The organism is Brevundimonas sp., from assembly GCF_036405315.1.
Classification (GTDB): domain Bacteria; phylum Pseudomonadota; class Alphaproteobacteria; order Caulobacterales; family Caulobacteraceae; genus Brevundimonas.
On sequence record NZ_DASWXW010000058.1, the window covers coordinates 1 to 16313 of the forward strand.

The 16313-nt window shown below is 67.0% G+C and carries 13 protein-coding genes and 1 tRNA gene; 10 read left to right on the forward strand and 4 right to left on the reverse strand.

The features are described 5' to 3' along the window. From VGE49_RS03655 to VGE49_RS03670, 4 genes are all read left to right on the forward strand, one after another. Positions 1-421, forward strand: a 421-nt coding sequence (locus VGE49_RS03655; protein ID WP_331033224.1) for an FAD-linked oxidase C-terminal domain-containing protein, incomplete at its 5' end; no start/stop codon positions are given. Positions 422-515: 94 nt separating this feature from the next. Continuing rightward, complete coding sequence (gene yaaA, locus VGE49_RS03660; protein WP_331033225.1) at positions 516-1289, forward strand: peroxide stress protein YaaA; 774 nt, start codon at positions 516-518, stop codon at positions 1287-1289. 64 nt (positions 1290-1353) lie between these two features. Then, positions 1354-2151: a 3-hydroxybutyrate dehydrogenase gene (locus VGE49_RS03665; RefSeq protein WP_331033226.1), complete on the forward strand. Its 798-nt coding sequence runs from the start codon at positions 1354-1356 to the stop codon at positions 2149-2151. A gap of 134 nt (positions 2152-2285) precedes the next feature. Then, positions 2286-3314 carry a patatin-like phospholipase family protein gene (locus tag VGE49_RS03670; protein ID WP_331033227.1) on the forward strand — a complete coding sequence of 343 codons (1029 nt, stop codon included), beginning with the start codon at positions 2286-2288 and terminating at the stop codon, positions 3312-3314. Here VGE49_RS03670 and VGE49_RS03675 read toward each other — a convergent pair. Then, positions 3311-4234 carry an L-threonylcarbamoyladenylate synthase gene (locus VGE49_RS03675; RefSeq protein WP_331033228.1) on the reverse strand — a complete coding sequence of 308 codons (924 nt, stop codon included), beginning with the start codon at positions 4232-4234 and terminating at the stop codon, positions 3311-3313. The two genes, VGE49_RS03670 and VGE49_RS03675, sit on opposite strands and share 4 nt — an antisense overlap. Then, on the reverse strand, positions 4231-4782 hold the full coding sequence (locus VGE49_RS03680) for a cytochrome b (RefSeq protein ID WP_331033229.1): 552 nt from the start codon (positions 4780-4782) through the stop codon (positions 4231-4233). The genes VGE49_RS03675 and VGE49_RS03680 overlap by 4 nt, the downstream gene beginning before the upstream one ends. A gap of 122 nt (positions 4783-4904) precedes the next feature. Between VGE49_RS03680 and VGE49_RS03685 the strand changes: the two genes are divergently transcribed. Further along, positions 4905-6689 carry an acyl-CoA dehydrogenase gene (locus tag VGE49_RS03685; protein ID WP_331033230.1) on the forward strand — a complete coding sequence of 595 codons (1785 nt, stop codon included), beginning with the start codon at positions 4905-4907 and terminating at the stop codon, positions 6687-6689. A gap of 36 nt (positions 6690-6725) precedes the next feature. Next, the gene (locus tag VGE49_RS03690; protein WP_331033231.1) at positions 6726-7523 is read left to right on the forward strand and encodes an energy transducer TonB; all 798 of its coding nucleotides are present in this window, start codon (positions 6726-6728) and stop codon (positions 7521-7523) included. 3 nt (positions 7524-7526) lie between these two features. On the opposite strand, the gene VGE49_RS03695 is transcribed toward VGE49_RS03690, so the two are convergent. Continuing rightward, positions 7527-8324: a trypsin-like serine peptidase gene (locus tag VGE49_RS03695; RefSeq protein WP_331033232.1), complete on the reverse strand. Its 798-nt coding sequence runs from the start codon at positions 8322-8324 to the stop codon at positions 7527-7529. Positions 8325-8389: 65 nt separating this feature from the next. Between VGE49_RS03695 and VGE49_RS03700 the strand changes: the two genes are divergently transcribed. The 3 genes from VGE49_RS03700 to VGE49_RS03710 all read left to right on the forward strand — a co-directional run bounded on the left by VGE49_RS03700 (position 8390) and on the right by VGE49_RS03710 (position 11327). Next, positions 8390-10612, forward strand: a complete 2223-nt coding sequence (locus VGE49_RS03700; protein WP_331033233.1) for a S9 family peptidase — start codon at positions 8390-8392, stop codon at positions 10610-10612. After that, positions 10609-11151, forward strand: a complete 543-nt coding sequence (locus VGE49_RS03705; RefSeq protein WP_331033234.1) for a GNAT family N-acetyltransferase — start codon at positions 10609-10611, stop codon at positions 11149-11151. The genes VGE49_RS03700 and VGE49_RS03705 overlap by 4 nt, the downstream gene beginning before the upstream one ends. A 99-nt stretch (positions 11152-11250) precedes the next feature. Next, positions 11251-11327 (forward strand) — tRNA-Asp (locus tag VGE49_RS03710). A gap of 111 nt (positions 11328-11438) precedes the next feature. Here the strand turns inward: VGE49_RS03710 and VGE49_RS03715 are convergent. Continuing rightward, positions 11439-12689 (reverse strand): glycosyltransferase, encoded by a 1251-nt coding sequence (locus VGE49_RS03715; RefSeq protein WP_331033235.1) that lies wholly within the window; start codon positions 12687-12689, stop codon positions 11439-11441. 303 nt (positions 12690-12992) lie between these two features. Between VGE49_RS03715 and VGE49_RS03720 the strand changes: the two genes are divergently transcribed. Beyond that, positions 12993-16280 carry an autotransporter family protein gene (locus VGE49_RS03720; RefSeq protein ID WP_331033236.1) on the forward strand — a complete coding sequence of 1096 codons (3288 nt, stop codon included), beginning with the start codon at positions 12993-12995 and terminating at the stop codon, positions 16278-16280. Positions 16281-16313 lie beyond the last annotated feature (33 nt).

A 16313-nucleotide genomic window follows, 5' to 3' on the forward strand; every position in this document is an offset into this window, starting at 1 on the left:
GCGCGAAGAACACTCGGCAGGGCTCAAGCCCGAGGGCGGCGGCTGGAAGCACGATGTCTCGGTCCCGGTGTCGCGCATCGCCGACTTCATCGACGAGGCCACGGCGGCGGTCGAGAAATTCCATCCGGGCTGCCGGGTCTCCGTCTTCGGCCACGTCGGCGACGGCAACCTTCACTATGACGTGATCCCCGGCGTCGGCGAGGACGTGCCGGCTTTCATCGCCCGCTGGATGGAAGGGTCCGAAATCGTCCACGACGTGGTGGCCCGCTACAACGGCTCCATCTCGGCGGAACACGGCCTGGGACGGCTGAAAACCGAGGAGGCGCGCCGCTACAAGTCGCCGCTGGAGATCGCCACCATGCAGGCGATCCGTCAGGCCATCGACCCGCAGCGGATCATGAATCCGGCCGTCCTCTTCTAGGTCATACGACCGGCTGTGACGCCGCCGACGGTTCAAATCGTCACGGAAGCGGCCTATGAGGCCGGCTTCCCGGTGCTTCGGAGCCTGTGTCGCCTTGCTGATCGTCCTGTCCCCGGCCAAACGGCTGGACTTCACGCCCCCTGCCCTCGACGTAGCTTCGACCCCGCGTCGATGCGCCGACGAGACGGCGGAACTGGCGAAAGTCACGAAGAAGCTCAGCCGCGCCGACCTGCGTCGCTTGATGTCGATTTCCGACGCCCTGGCCGACCTCAACTACGAACGCTTCCAGTCCTTCGACAACGAGGCGGGCGAGGGCGCGCTTCAGGCCGTCTTCGCCTTCGCCGGCGACGTCTATGACGGACTGGACGCCCGCTCGCTGGCGCCGGTCGATCTTGCCTGGGCCCAGGATCACCTGCGCATACTGTCGGGCTTCTACGGCCTGCTGCGCCCGCTGGATGCCATACAGCCCTATCGATTGGAGATGGGGACGCGGCTGAAGACCAAGCGCGGCGCGAACCTCTACGACTTCTGGGGCGAGCGCATTTCGCAGCGCCTGAACGCCGACGCCGAGCCGCTGGCCGACCGGACCCTGGTCAACCTGGCCAGCCAGGAATACTTCGGCGCCGTCGACGCCAAGGCGCTGAAGCTGCCGGTGGTCACGCCTCACTTCAAGGAGCGCAAGGACGGCGAGGCCCGCATCATCTCCTTCTTCGCCAAGAAGGCGCGCGGCGCCATGGCCCGCTACGCCATCGAGAACCGCATTGAAAAGGCCGAGGATCTCAAGGCCTTCGACCGCGACGGCTATCGCTTCGACAAGGCGCTTTCCACGGATGCGGACTGGATATTCATCAGAGAAGGAAATTCCTGATCGCCAGAATGAACGACTGCGGTTAGGCTGCGTAACAGCATACTAATCCACGGGTTCTCTCTGCATGTTCGCCATGAACGATCTCAAGGGCCATGTCGCCGTCGTCTCCGGCTCGACCTCCGGCATCGGCCTGGCTCTGGCCCGCGCCGTCGCGCAATGCGGCGGCGACGTGGTGCTGAACGGGCTGGGTGATCCGGCCGTCATCGAACAGACCCGCGCCGATCTGGCCGCAGAGACGGGCGTTCGCGTCCTCTACCACCCCGCCGACATGACCCAGCCGGATCAGATCGCCGACATGGTCGCCACGGCGCACCGCGAACTGGGCCGCCTCGACATCCTGGTCAACAACGCCGGCATCCAGCACGTCGAAGCCGTCGAGAACTTCCCCGCCGACGCGTGGGAAAAGATCATTTCGATCAACCTGTCCTCGACCTTCTACGCCACCAAGGCGGCGATCCCGATCATGAAGGCGCAAGGGCGCGGCCGCATCGTCAACATCGCCTCGGCCCACGGCCTGGTCGCCAGCCCGTTCAAGTCGGCCTATGTCGCCGCCAAACACGGCGTGATCGGCTTCACCAAGACGGTGGCGCTGGAACTGGCTCAACAGAACATCACCTGCAACGCCATCTGCCCCGGCTTCGTCGAAACTCCCATCGTCGCCAAGCAGATCGAGGATCAGGCTCGCACGCGCGGCATGACGCCCGAGGACGTGATGAAGAACGTCATCCTCGGTTCGCAGCCCACCAAGCGCTTCGTCACCACCGACGAACTGGCGGGCATCTTCCTCTATCTGGTGTCCGACCTCGGCGCTTCGGCCAACGGCTCGCACTACTCGGTCGATGGCGGCTGGACAGCGCAATAGGCCGCCCATAGCGTCATCCCGGAAACGGGGCAGCCGTTATCCGGGACCGCTCAAGACACGACTATTCCGGCGACAGTGCTTCTTGCGGTCCCGGCTCTTCGCTACGCTTCGGCCAGGATGACGGAGGGTTTTGAGTGGCTCGAGCGAAACGCACACCCATATGCCTGGCGCTTCAGGGCGGCGGCTCACACGGCGCCTTTCAGTGGGGCGTGCTGGATCGGCTGCTGGAAGCCGACCTTCTCGACATCCGCGCCGTCACCGCCGCCTCGGCCGGGGCGATGAATGCGGCGGCCCTGATCACGGGACTGGAACAGGACGGGGCCGAGGGCGGTCGCGCGGCGCTCGACAAGCTGTGGCGCGAGGTCAACCAATCCGGCGGCCGCAACGTCTTCGGCGACAGCGCCATCTGGTCCAAGGCCCTGACGCCCGACTGGCTCAAGGACAGCCCGATGTGGAAGGCCGGCGAGACCCTGGCCCTGTCGATGAGCCCCTATTCGTTCAACCCCTTCAATCTGAACCCGCTGAAGCGCGTGCTGGAGACCGCTGTCGATTTCGACGCGGTGCGGGGCTCCGACATTCAGTTGGTCGTCTCGACCACGGCGGTGCGCGCCGGGCGGTCGCGCCTGTTCCGAACGCCCGAGATCACCCCCGACGTCCTGCTGGCCTCGGCCTGTTTGCCGCACCTGTTCCAGGCGGTCGAGATCGAGGGCGAGCCCTATTGGGACGGCGGCTATCTGGCCAATCCGGCGCTGTGGCCGCTTTTCTACGCCGACACGCCCGACGACATCCTGCTGTTGCCGCTCAACCCCTTCGTCCGCGACGAGGCCCCGCGCGAAGCGGGCGAGATCATGGATCGGCTGAACGAGATCCTGTTCAATGCGCCGTTGGTGGCCGAACTGCGCGCCGTCGCCTTCGTTCAGGACCTGATCGCCGAAGGCAAGCTCAGCCGCAAGGAGGACCACTATCGCGGCGTCCGCATGCACGCTGTCGAAGCCGACGACTGGCTGGGCAGCCTGTCGCTGTCGACCAAGTTCGACACGGAATGGAGCTTCCTCAATGACCTGAAGGCGCGCGGGCGTCAGGCGGCGGAGCAATGGCTGGAAACCTGCGCGGCCCAGGTGGGCAAGGCTTCCAGCGTCGATCTGAAGGCCCGCTTCCTCTAGCCGACGAACCCCGCCGCACGACGCAGCCGGTCGTTGATCGCCTCGCCCAACCCTTTGTGCGGGATCGGTGATACGGCGATGCCGACGGGCTTGGTCCTGTCCGCCTCGCGCAGCAGACGGAACAGATTGGCCGCCGCCTCACGCAGGTCGCCGGTCGGGCTCAGGCTCCAGCGCGGTTCGCCTACGCCGGGACCAAAGCCCAGCAGGATCTCGCCCTCGTTCGCCGTCTCGGCCTCTATCCGCACCGGAGCGTCGGGGGCGTAGTGCAGGGCCAGCCGACCGGGCGAGCGATGCCCCTGCCCGGCTTCTTCCGCCAGCGGCCCTACCACGGCCTCGATCTCCTCGCGCGTGACCGAACCGGGACGCAGCAGGGCGACCTTGCCGTCCAGCACCGACACGACCGTGCTTTCCACGCCGACAGCGCATGGCCCGCCGTCCACGGCGGCGCCGACCGACCGACCGGTCTCCTCCAGCGCGTCTTCAAAGGTGGTCGGACTGGGACGGCCTGAGCGGTTGGCCGAGGGCGCGACCACGGCCCCGCCGAAGGCGGCGATCACCGCCCGCGCCCGCGGATGGCCGGGCACGCGCACGGCGACGCTGTCCAGTCCCGCGCGCGCCAGATCACAGACGCGCTCGCGGTCCCGCACCGGGGCCACGATGGTCAGGGGGCCGGGCCAGAAGGCCTCGGCCAGAGCCCGCGCGCGGTCGTCGAAAACGGCGATCGTCTCGGCGTCCAGGGCGTTGGCGACGTGCGCGATCAAGGGGTTGAAACGCGGTCTTCCCTTGGCCTCGAAGATGCGCGCCACCGCCTGCGGGTTCGCGGCGTCGGCCGCCAGCCCATAGACCGTCTCAGTCGGCAGCATGACCAGCCGCCCGGTTTTCAGCGCCTCAGCGGCGATTTCGGGAGTGTCGCCTTTCATGGCCGGCGCGGGATCAGGGGAATCATGCGGTGCAGAACATTGTCCCGGTTGATGAACTGGTGCTTCAGCGCGCCCGCGACGTGCAGGAAGATCAGCACATAGAGCAGCTTGGCCACGATTTCATGCACATCCATGAACTGTCCCGCCGCCTCGCGCCCGCCCCCGATCGGCAGCAAGGGCCACTGGAACAGGCCGAACCAGCTGATGTCGCGCCCGGCCGCCGACGAGGCCAGCCACCCCGTCAGAGGCATGATCAGCAAAACCGCGTAGAATAGGAACTGCGTCCCTCGCGACAAAATCCGCTCCCACGTCGGCGTCCCCGACGGCAGGGCGATCAACGGGTGCGCCAGACGCCACACCAGCCGCGCTAGCGTCAGCACCAAAATCGTCACCCCCACAGCCTTGTGGGTCTGCGTGAACTCTCGCGACAGCGCGCCCTCCGTCGCGTCATGCGCCATAATCAGCAGAATCTGCGCGACCACGGCCAAGGCGATGATCCAGTGCAAGGTCAGCGATACGGCGGAGTAACGATTTCGAGGTTCGGCCAAGGGTCTTTCCTTCCGCGACGGCACTGGGGCACAGAGTGGCGGAACCTCGACCAAAGTCCAAGCGCCCTTGCATCCTCGACGCCCCGGGCGTCAGAAGCAGTTTGAAGATTCTGGAGACCGCCATGAGCTACCGCGCCCCCGTCCGTGACCTCGCCTTCGCCCTGGAAGCCGTCGCCGGCATTGATCAGGTCGCCGCCACCGGCGCCTTTCCCGACTACGACGCCGACGTCATGGGCGCGGTGCTGGAGGCCGCCGGCCAGTTCTCGGAACAGGTCCTGGCCCCGCTGAACCGTCCGGGCGACCTGGCCGGCGCCAAGTATGCGAGTGGCGCCGTCACCGCCGCGCCCGGCTTCGTCGACGCCTACAGGCAGTTCGCCGAAGGCGGCTGGACCAGCCTGACCGCCTCGGTCGAGGCCGGCGGCCAGGCCCTGCCCAAGGCGCTGGAGTTGGCGGCCTATGAGACCGTCCACGCCGCCAACATGGCTTTCGGCCTCTGCCCCATGCTGTCCCTGGCCTCGATCGAGGCGCTGGAACAGGTCGGCACCGAGCATCAAAAGTCCACCTATCTGCCCAAGCTGGTCAGCGGCGAATGGACCGGCGCCATGGTCCTGACCGAACCACACGCCGGATCGGACCTGGGCGCCCTGACCACCACGGCCACGCCGAACGGCGACGGCACCTACGCCCTGAACGGCCAGAAGATCTTCATCACCTGGGGCGACCACGACGCCACGGACAACATCATCCACCTGGTGCTGGCCCGCCTGCCCGACGCCCCTGCGGGCCCCAAGGGCATCAGCCTGTTCCTGACGCCCAAGTTCGCCGTCAACGCCGACGGCTCGCTGGGCGAACGCAACGCCTTCCACCCGGTCGGGGTCGAGCACAAGCTGGGCATCCACGCCTCGCCCACCTGCGTCATGGCCTATGAGGGCGCCCGTGCCGAACTGGTCGGTCGTCCGAACGAGGGCCTGGCCCATATGTTCGTCATGATGAACGCCGCCCGCCTGGCCGTCGGCGTCGAGGGCGTGGGCGTCGCCGAGCGCGCCTACCAGCACGCCCTGGCCTATGCCCTGGAGCGCCGTCAGGGCCGCAGCATCTGGACCGGCGAGAAGAACGCCCCGATCTTCGACCACCCCGACGTGCGCCGCACCCTGGGCGTCATGAAGGCCAAGATCGCCGCCGCCCGCGCCATCTGCCTGTCGACCGGTGTCGCCGCCGACCTGGCCAAGCACGCCGCCGCCGAGGCCGAGCGCAAGGCGTGGAAGGGCCGCGAAGACCTGTTCACCCCCATCGCCAAGGCCTGGTCCACCGACGTCGGCTGCGAGGTCGCCTCCCTGGGCGTTCAGGTCCACGGCGGCATGGGCTTCATCGAGGAGACCGGCGCGGCCCAATACTATCGCGATGCCCGCATCACCCCGATCTACGAGGGCACCAACGGCATCCAGGCCATGGATCTGGTCGGCCGCAAGCTGTCGATGGACGGCGGCGATTCCGCCAAGGCGCTGATCGCCGACATGAAAGCCACCCTGGCCCAGATCGACCGCCTCTATGTCGGCAAGCCGGTCGAGCGTTTCGCCACCGCCATTGAGGCGATCGAGGACGCCACCCTGTGGCTGCTGGACCGCAAGGCCGCCGCTGACGGCGCCGCCGATGTTCTGGCCGGCGCCGACGCCTATCTGAAGCTGATGGGCGACGTGGTCGGCGGCTGGATGCTGGCCAAGGGCGCCCTGGCCGCCAAGGCCCGTCTCGACGCCGGAAACGGCGATCCCGTCTGGCTGCAGGGCAAGCTGGACCTCTACGAACTCTACGCCGCCAATGTCCTGGGCCACGTCTCCAGCCGTCTGGCCGCCGTGGGGCAAGGCGGAGACCTGCTGCAGGGGCTGACGGAAGAGGCGCTGGCGGGATAGGTCAGCTAATCACCACCGAACGCGGGATATCTGGTCATGTCCGTGGGCGCTCTGCTCGGTGCGGTCCTTCTCGCGGCTGGTGATCCGTCGTCCGCCCAGGCTGCCGAACGCAAAACGGCGACGGTGGTCGTCAATCCTTCATGGCGGACGCCGCCTGAGGCGACGATCGAGGATTATCCCGCCTTCGCGCTATCCATCGGGGTTCCGGGACTGGTCGCGGTGGAATGCGTCACCACGACCCTCGGCCTGGTCAAGGACTGCAAGGCCGTGCGTGAAACGCCGGGCGGCCTGGGCTTCGGGCCTGCTGCGATCGAGATCGCCATGCGTGGGCGCATTTCCCCTCGTCGGGTCGATGGCGTCGCGACGGACAGCCGGATCGTGACCAACATCCCTTTCAGCACAGACCCTCTGGTTCGCGTTCAGCCCAAACCCTGGCGAGGCGAAGAACCGACGCCGCCCCATCTGGCCGCGGCGGAAGCCTACCTGTCGCTGATGGGAAAACTGCCGGAAGAGGATTACCGGGCTCTGCTAGCGCCGTTGCCGGAAGCTCGTCGCGCCGTTGTCCGCTCCTGGATCGAGGAACTCTTCCCCAACCGAGAGCAGACCGAGGCGATGTTCATCCGCGGTCTGGCGCGCACCATCCCTCAACGAACGCTGGAGCAGTGGACCAGCGGAGAGTTTTCCGAGAAGGACCTCTCTGAATTCAGCGACATGACCGATCTTCAGGCCGCGATGGAAGATCAGTTCGACAGCAATGCCGCCTTCCTGGAACTGCGGCGCCGCTACTGCCAAAATTACGATTGCAGCGCAGCCAGGCCGGCTTCGGCGCGATAGATCTCAGGTCTTGGGCTGATCCAGTAAGGCGATCGCCTCGCGGACATATTGGGCGTGGGCGACCACGCCCAGTTCCAACCCCTCGCCGCCGCCCTGGACCTCCTGGACCAGAACCCCCGCGATATACGGGTGATCCGGCGTGGGCGCGCCGGGCAGGCGATCAACGGCGGGCGTCCAGAAGACCGGCCCGCCCGAGTTGCCTTGGGACACGGCGAAATCCAGCAGGAAGATGGGGAAGTGGCGGATCGGCGTCAGCGGCCATGAGCTGATCCGGCCCAGACGCAGGATAGGAAAGCCCGCCTTGTTACCTGACAGGCCATGCGGATAGCCCAGCGCCATCAGTTCGTCGCCCGGCCCGACGCGCCAGCGGTCGAAGGTCGTGTCGTCCGCCAGCCACCCCATCGGAATGGCGGCGCGGGTGAAGGCGTCGGGGGCGGCGATCTCCATGACCGCCACGTCGCGCTCAGGATGCTGGGTCCACAGCGGCGCTCCGGCCGCATCGCGGATCGTCAGATTGCCCGGCGTGAACTTCCAGGCGCCGTCCGCTTCCGCCGTGCGCCAGCCGATGCGCGCCTCCACGCCGGGCATGACGTTCAGGACGTGGGCGGCAGTCACCAGCACCACACGCGGCTCGCCGCCGGGCCCTGGCGCCGCGATCAGGAAACCCGTGCCCACCTTGCGCTGACTATCACTGATCGGCTGATCCAATTGCACCGTGGCGTTGATCATCCCCACGGTCAGATCCCAGGGAACGGGCGCCACGACGGCGGGCGGTGCGGGCGGAACATCCTGAATGATCATTCCGCCATTTGACGCGGCCGGTTCACAGGCACAAGGTCCGGCCGAACCACAGGGGAGCCATGTCCATGAATCGCCGCGAACTGATCGCCTCGACCGCCGCCGTCGGTCTCGCCGCCGCCTCCCCTGCACTCGCCCGTTCGACTACCGGAGCCTCGATGTCCCTGCCCCAACCGCCCGTCGCCAAGAAGGTCCCTGTCCGCATCGAGCAATTGGGCCGTGTTCGCGTCGACGACTATCAGTGGATGAAGGACGATAACTGGCAGGCCGTGCTGCGCGATCCCTCGCTGATCAAGGCCGACGTCAAGGAGCACCTGACCGCCGAGAACGCCTATCGCGAAGCCATGATGGCCTCGACCCTGCCGCTACAGGCCGCGATGTTCGAAGAGATGAAGGGCCGCATCAAGGAGGACGACAGCTCCGTCCCCGCCGCCGACGGCGCCTGGGAATACTACACCGAGTACCGGACGGGCGAGCAGCACCCGCGCTATATGCGGATTGAGCGTCAGGGGACCTGGATGGTCGACGGCCAGCCCGTGACCAAGACCTTCATCAAAGCCCCGACGCCTCAGCTCCTGCTGGACTGCAACGCGCTGGCCGAGGGCAAGGCCTATTCGGAAGTCTCAGCGACCGAGCACAGCCCCGACCACGCCCTGTTCGCCTACGCCGAGGACGCGCAAGGCTCGGAGGTCTTCAAGATCTACATCAAGGATCTGGCGACCGGCGAGGTTCTGCCCAACCCCATCGAATCGGCGACCGAGAACTTCACCTTCTCGCCGGACAGCCAGTGGATCTTCTGGACCAATCGCGACGACAACGGCCGTCCCGACAAGATCTTCCGTCGTCCGGCGCGCGGCGGCGAGACCACCCTGGTCTATGAGGAAACCGACGACGGCATGTTCCAGAGCGTCAGCCGCACCTCAGACGACGCCTTCATCGTCATCGGCATCGGCAATCAGGAAACCTCGGAGGGCCGCATCATTCCAGGCGCGACCCCGACCGCCACGCCCGTCGTGGTCGAGCCGCGTCATACCGGCCGCCTGTACGACCTGGACCACTGGGGCGACCGTTGGGTGATCCGCACCAACGCCGACGACGCCATCGACTTCAAGGTGGTCGAGGCCCCGACCGCCTCGCCGGCCAAGGCCAACTGGAAGGACCTGGTTCCGCACACGCCGGGCCGCTTCATCGAGGGCGTGGCCCTGGTGAAGGACTATCTGGGCCGTCAGGAACGCGCCGACGCCAACACCAGGATCGTCATCCGCGACCGCGCCGGAGCCGAGCACGAGATCGCCGTGGACGAGCCGGCCTACGCCCTGTCGCTGGGCGGGGCGTCGGAGTTCGACACCACGGTCATGCGTTACGGCTACAACTCGCCGTCCACGCCGACCTCGACCTATGACTACGACCTGAAGACGCGCGAGCGGACCCTGCGCAAGGTCCAAGAAGTGCCGTCGGGCCACAACCCGGCCGACTATGTGGTCGAGCGGCTGAACGCCCCGGCTTCGGACGGCCAGCTGGTGCCGGTGACGGTGCTGCGCCGCAAGGACACGCCGGTCGACGGCTCGGCGCCCCTGCTGCTCTATGGCTACGGCTCCTACGGCATCCCGATGGCGGCCAGCTTCTCGACCAACCGGCTGTCGCTGGTGGACCGCGGCTTCATCTACGCCATCGCCCACATCCGCGGCGGCTCGGACAAGGGCTGGGGCTGGTTCCTGGACGCCCGCCGGATGACCAAGAAGAACACCTTCACCGACTTCATCGCCTGCGCCGAACACCTGATCGACCGCAACTACGCTACGGCGGGCAGGATCGTGGCCCAGGGTGGGTCGGCGGGCGGTCTGCTGATGGGGGCCGTCACCAATATGCGGCCCGACCTGTGGGCCGGGGTGATCGGCAGCGTGCCCTTCGTCGACGTGATCAACACCATGAGCGACACCAGCCTGCCGCTGACGCCGCCGGAGTGGCCCGAGTGGGGCAACCCGATCGAGGACGCCGCCGCCTACGACTACATGTACAGCTACAGCCCCTACGACCAGATCGAGGCCAAGCCCTATCCGGCGGTGCTGGCCACCGGCGGCCTGTCCGATCCGCGCGTCACCTATTGGGAGCCGGAGAAGTGGGTGGCCAAGCTGCGGCCCGCGACGACCTCGGGCAATCCGGTCCTGCTGAAGATCAACATGACGGCGGGCCACTTCAGCTCTTCGGGCCGCTTCGACTATCTAAAGGACGTGGCCCACGACTACGCCTTCGCCGTCTGGGCCGTCGACAAGGGCTGGCAGAAGGTGTGATCGTTCGGCCCTTTGCGGAAGCCGATCTGGCGGCTGTCACCACCATCTACGCCGACAGCGTGCTGCACGGCACGGGGACGTTCGAGCTGGACGTCCCCTCGGCGGAGGATATGCGAGCGCGCCTGGCCGCGCCCGCTTCGCTCGGCCTGCCGGTGCTGACCGCCGAGATCGACGGTCAGGTCGCGGGCTACGCCTATGCCGGGCCCTATCGCCTGCGCGCCGCCTATCGCTTTCTGGTCGAGGACTCGATCTATGTGGCCGAGGCGTTTCGCGGGCGCGGCGTCGGCAAGGCCCTGCTGGACGCCCTGCTGAGCGCCTGTGAGGCCCTGGGCATGCGTCAGATGGTGGCGGTGATCGGCGACAGCGCCAACGCCGGCTCCATCGCCCTGCACGCCGCCGCCGGGTTCGAGCACGTCGGCGTCTTCCACGCCGCCGGATGGAAGTTCGACGCCTGGCGCGACGTGGTCTTCATGCAGAAGGCGCTGGGCCTGGGCGCCGCCGCCGCGCCGGATGCGCCCGGCCTCGACTGCGGGCGCTAGAAGCTGAATTCGCAGCTTTTTTCGGCTTCTTCGCACATTGCGCTTGACCCCATCGTGAGTCGCCCTTAATCCGCCCTTCTCCTCCTCGCGGAGGGGAACGCGGGTGTAGCTCAGTTGGTTAGAGTGCCGGCCTGTCACGCCGGAGGTCGCGGGTTCGAGCCCCGTCACTCGCGCCATTCTCTTCAGCGAAGAGAATGGCGCACACCGCCCCAAAGAGCGTCGCCTCTCTTCTCATGAACATGGTTTTGTCGCCGCCGCGCACGTGTGCGCACGCCGACGTCGCGCCGCTAGTTCAGCGGCGCGATCTCTTGCGGCATGACGAACTCGGGTCGGCCGCTCAGTTCGCCATAGAGCATCGACAGGTCCTCGAAGACCCGGTTCCAGGCGAACTGTTCCACCATCTTGATCCGCGCCGCCTGGCCCAGGGCCTCGACGTCCCGTTCGAACAGCGCCTCGATCGCCTCGGCGTAGTCGGCAGGGTCCGCCGAACGCGCCAACTGCCCGACGTTCAGATCGACCGTCTCGGCCACGCCGCCCGCGTTGACGCCCACGACAGGACGGCCGCAGGCCATGGCCTCCAGCACGATCAGGCCGAACGGCTCCTTATCATTGGCGTGAACAAAGGCGTCGCAACTGGCTATGATCCGCGCCACGGCCTTGGGGTCCTTCTCATAGGGCAGAGAGATCACGCGATCTTCTGGCGGCATTCCCGCCCCGGCGCCGACCAGCACCAGATGATAGGGCGCGCCCAGGCGCTGCACCGCGTCGATCAGGACATCGACGTTCTTCTCCTTGGCGGGACGGCCGGCGAAGCACAGCAGACGGGCGTCGGCGCCCAGGCCCAGCTTCTTCAGCAGCCAGTCGCGATCCCGGCGATCAGGACGGAAGGTGTCGACCTCGACGCCCAACGGGCGAATCACAATGCCGCCGACGCCGGCTTCCTCCAGACGCCGCGCGATGAAGCGGCTCGGCGAGACCACACGGTCGAATTGCGAGAACAGCTTGGCCCAACGCTTCTCGACCGGCTTCTTCGCCCATTCGCCGAAATGCAGCGCCGCCAGACCCGCCGGGTCCGAGTGGCAGAATCCGACGACGGGGCAGCCCGCTCTTTGTCCGGCCTCCAGCGCGCCCTGCCCCGGCGTATAGGGATCGCCCGCCTCGATCACGGCCGGGTTCATCGACGCCACCCAGGCGCCCCATCGCCGCACCGAGCTCGGCCACCGATAGCCGTCGCCGAACGGCAGCTTGGCGGCATGAAGCTGGACGATGCCGTCCGCCCCCGCCTTATGCTTGGCGCCCGGCACCACCAGGGTGTGAGCGATGGCGGGCCGATTCGTCTCAAGCCAGGCCTTCTTGGACAGGAGATAGCGCTTCACGCCGCCGGATCGGGGCGCGAACAGCATGGTCGTGTCCACCAATCGGGGCCGAGGATCGAACGTCGAGGCCTTCAGCGCCCTCAGAGTCTCGGCGACTTCCTCGTCCAGCCCGGGAAACAGGCGAAGCTCGCTTTCCTGGACGTCGATATCGCTCATGCTCATCGAGGCGGCTTCTCCCGGATTTGAGGCCGTAACGCGGCCGGCCCGGCTTCGGATGCGACGTGCGCGTTTGGAACTCACCATGAATCGCCCGTAGCGCCGGAAACTGCTCCGCTCAAGCATCCTTTTTCAGAACCCGCATCAGACGGGGAGGAATGGCGGTTTTCATCTCCCGTTCAGCTTCGCCGCACTACCCCCGGCCTTGCATTCGCCTCAAATTCGAGAAACTTGGGGCATGGTGGCGCCGAGCCTGTTAAACGGGCGGCTGGCGTCGTTGCGCGTGTGTCCACGAGGGGTTTCTATCTGATGCGTATTCTGCTCGCGACCGCGGTGGCGATCGCCCCCTTGATGGTTGCCGCCGGGGCTCAGGCCGAGGTGGTCATTTCGACCGCCCGCACGACCCCGATCTCGACCTCCAACGCCACGGGCACGGCGCCGGACAGCATCCGCCTGGCCAACGGCGGGTCGGTCGCGGTGACGAGCGGCGCGGCGGTGACGATCGATTCCAGTCATGGCCTTGATCTGGACAACGGCTCCAACATCACGATGGCCAAGGCGGCTGACGGTGCGACCGCCATTCTGGCCCAGGGCGGAACGACGGGGCCGATCACCATCGGCGGCAGCATCAGCGTCACCGACGACATCGATGAGTATAAGGACACCGACAAGGACGGCGACGCCGACGGTCCCTTCGCCTCGGGCACGGGCCGCTACGGCCTGCGCGTCGCCGGCCCCACAGCCAAGACCGGCGACATTCTGATCGAGTCGACGGGATCGATTCTGGTCGAAGGCAACAACTCCTACGGCGTTTCGGTTGAAGCGCCCCTGGTGGGCAACCTGACCAGCTTCGGCAACATCAACGTCACGGGCAACAACACGCGCGCCATCAGCGTCAGCGGCCCCGTGACCGGCAATGTCAGCGTCCTGGGTTCCGTGAACGCCCGAGGCGAGAATGCAGTCGGCGTCGCCGTGAACGGCGCCGTGGATGGACGGCTGGCGATCCAGGGCACGGTCACTTCGTCCGGCTATCGCTACACCACGCGGCCCAACAGCAAGCCGACGACCGGCACGGTTCCCGCTGAAACCCTGTTCCTCGAGAATCTCGACGCCGACGACCTGCTCCAGGGCGGACCGGCCGTGCTTGTCGGCGGCAACGTCGCCAAGGGCGTCCTGTTCGACGCCGGCCCCGTCTATAGCGCCGCCGGCATCGACGGCGACGACGACGGCGACAGCGTCAAGAACGGCGACGAGGATGACGACGGCGACGGCGTCAAGAACCGCGAGGATTCGGATCGTGACGGCGACGGCCTGCCCGACGCCAATGAAACCACGGCCAAGATCACGTCCTTCGGCGCAGCGCCCGCCGTGGTCGTGGGCTCCACGACGAACAGCGTGACCCTCGGCGTCGCCGGCACGGGAAACAACGCATACGGCTTCGTCAACCGCGGTGAAATTTTCGGGATCGGCGTCTACGACAACGTCGCCGCCACGGCGGTCCAGTTCGGCGTCGCCGGCGGCCAGGCCGTGACGATCCAGGGCGGGGTGCGTAACGAAGGTTCGATCGCCGTCCTGGCCAACAAGGCCGACGCGACGGCTATTCGGTTCGCGGCCGACGCCGCCACGCCGACGTTGACGAACACGGGCACCATCAGCGCCGCTTCGTCCACCGACGGAAAGAACCAGGTCACGGCCGTTCGGATCGAAGCCGGTGCGAATGTCTCGTCGCTCAACAACGACGGCACCATCGCCGCGACGACGGGCGGCGGCACGGCCAATACGACCGCGATCGCCGATCTCAGCGGCAGCCTGACGTCGATCACCAACACTCGGTCGATTCAGGCCACTGTCTCGCCGAACGCCAATGGCGACCCGATCACCGGCAAGGCCACGGCCATCGACGTCAGCGCCAACACCTCCGGCGTCACCTTCACGCAGAAGGGCGTCGCCGGCACGGCCACGCCCTCCGATCCGGACACTGACGGCGACGGCGTGACAAATTCGCGCGAGCCCCTCACCATCGGCGACATCAAACTGGGCTCGGGCGCCGATCTCCTCGACATTCAAAACGGCGTGGTCGAAGGCGACATCTCGTTCGGCGCGGGCGCCGACCGCCTGTCGATTTCGGGCGGGGCCGTGGTTCGCGGCGCGATCGACAATTCGGACGGCCTGCTGGACATCGACATCTCCAAGGGCACGCTCGACGCTCGCCAAAGCGGCGTGACCACCATCAGCAATCTGAACGTGGGCGCTGACGGCGACCTGGTCGTCACCCTCGATCCCGCCAAAGGCACGAATAGCGGCTTCAAGGTCGACGGCGTCGCCAATATCGCCACGGGCGCCGGCCTCGGGGTGCGGTTCAACTCGCTGCTGCAGGACCCCACGCGTTTCACCATCATTGATGCGAACACGCTCAACGTCGGGACGATCGACGCCGACGCCATCCAGGCCAATTCGCCCTACGCCTTCGTGGTGAAGGCCGGCGCCGACGTCGCCGCCGGCGACATCTATGTCGATGCGCGTCGTCGCACGGCTGAAGAAGCCGGCATGATCGACGTCGAATCCGCCGCCTACGATTCGATCTACGGCGCGCTCGACAAGAATGAAGCCATCCGCAACGCCATCCTGAACCAAACCGGAAGAGACGGCTTCTTCGACATCTATGAGCAGATGCTGCCTGACCACTCGGGCGGCCCCCTGCTCTCCCTGGCCAGCGGCGTCGACGCCGTGACTCGCGCCCTGACCGGCCGCAACGCCTCGGCGGCGCCCGGCGAGACCAGCGCCTGGGTGCAGGAGATCAACTTCTACGCTGACAAGGACAAGACCGACTCCTACGGCTTCCGCTCCGAGGGCTTCGGCGTCGCCGGCGGCGTCGAGCGCGGCACCGGCATGGGCGCGGTCGGCCTTTCGGCGGCCTTCACCTCGTCGGACCTGGAAGATCCCGAGGCCGCCGCCGAAGAAGTCCTGTCGGCCAATCTTCTGGAACTGGGCCTCTACTGGCGCGCCCAGGGTCAGTACTGGACGACCTGGGCCCGCGCGGCGGGCGGCTACGCCTCGTTCAACGCGACCCGCAAACTGGTCGCCGACGGCATCAACCTGAAGAACGAATCCGACTGGCACGGCTTCACCCTGGCCGCCGCCGGCGGCGCCTCCTATGAGCGCACCTTCGGCCGGGTGAACATCCGCCCCGAGATCTACGGCGAGTACTTCTCGCTGAGCGAGGGCGCCCGCACCGAAAAGGGCGGCGGCGACGGCTTCGACCTCGATATCGAAGAGCGCGACGGTCATATGTTCTCCGGCGTCGCCGCCGTGAACATCGGCTACGGCTTCGGCCAGAACGGCTGGATTCGTCCTGAAGTACGCCTCGGCTGGCGCCAGAACTTCTCGGTCGACGCCGGCACGACCATCGCCCGCTTTACCTCGGGCGGCGACGCCTTCACCCTGGATCCCGCCAGCATCGAAGGCGGCGGCCCCATCCTCGGCTTCCGCCTGAACATCGGCAACGACCTCGGCATGCTCGCCATCACCGGCGACGCCGAACTGCTGGAAGACTACGTCCGCTACACCCTGCTGCTGCGGGCCAGCTTCAAGTTCTGATCGATCTCGATCTGATCCAGAAAAGGCCGCCGG

Bases quoted from the DNA above. Each gene is read 5' to 3' on its own strand.
- VGE49_RS03715 (WP_331033235.1), bottom strand. From the start codon at position 12,689: ATGAGCATGAGCGATATCGACGTCCAGGAAAGCGAGCTTCGCCTGTTT.
- VGE49_RS03675 (WP_331033228.1), bottom strand. From the start codon at position 4,234: ATGAAAGGCGACACTCCCGAAATCGCCGCTGAGGCGCTGAAAACCGGG.
- VGE49_RS03700 (WP_331033233.1), top strand. From the start codon at position 8,390: ATGAATCGCCGCGAACTGATCGCCTCGACCGCCGCCGTCGGTCTCGCC.
- VGE49_RS03720 (WP_331033236.1), top strand. From the start codon at position 12,993: ATGCGTATTCTGCTCGCGACCGCGGTGGCGATCGCCCCCTTGATGGTT.
- VGE49_RS03685 (WP_331033230.1), top strand. From the start codon at position 4,905: ATGAGCTACCGCGCCCCCGTCCGTGACCTCGCCTTCGCCCTGGAAGCC.
- VGE49_RS03695 (WP_331033232.1), bottom strand. From the start codon at position 8,324: ATGATCATTCAGGATGTTCCGCCCGCACCGCCCGCCGTCGTGGCGCCC.
- VGE49_RS03665 (WP_331033226.1), top strand. From the start codon at position 1,354: ATGTTCGCCATGAACGATCTCAAGGGCCATGTCGCCGTCGTCTCCGGC.
- VGE49_RS03690 (WP_331033231.1), top strand. From the start codon at position 6,726: ATGTCCGTGGGCGCTCTGCTCGGTGCGGTCCTTCTCGCGGCTGGTGAT.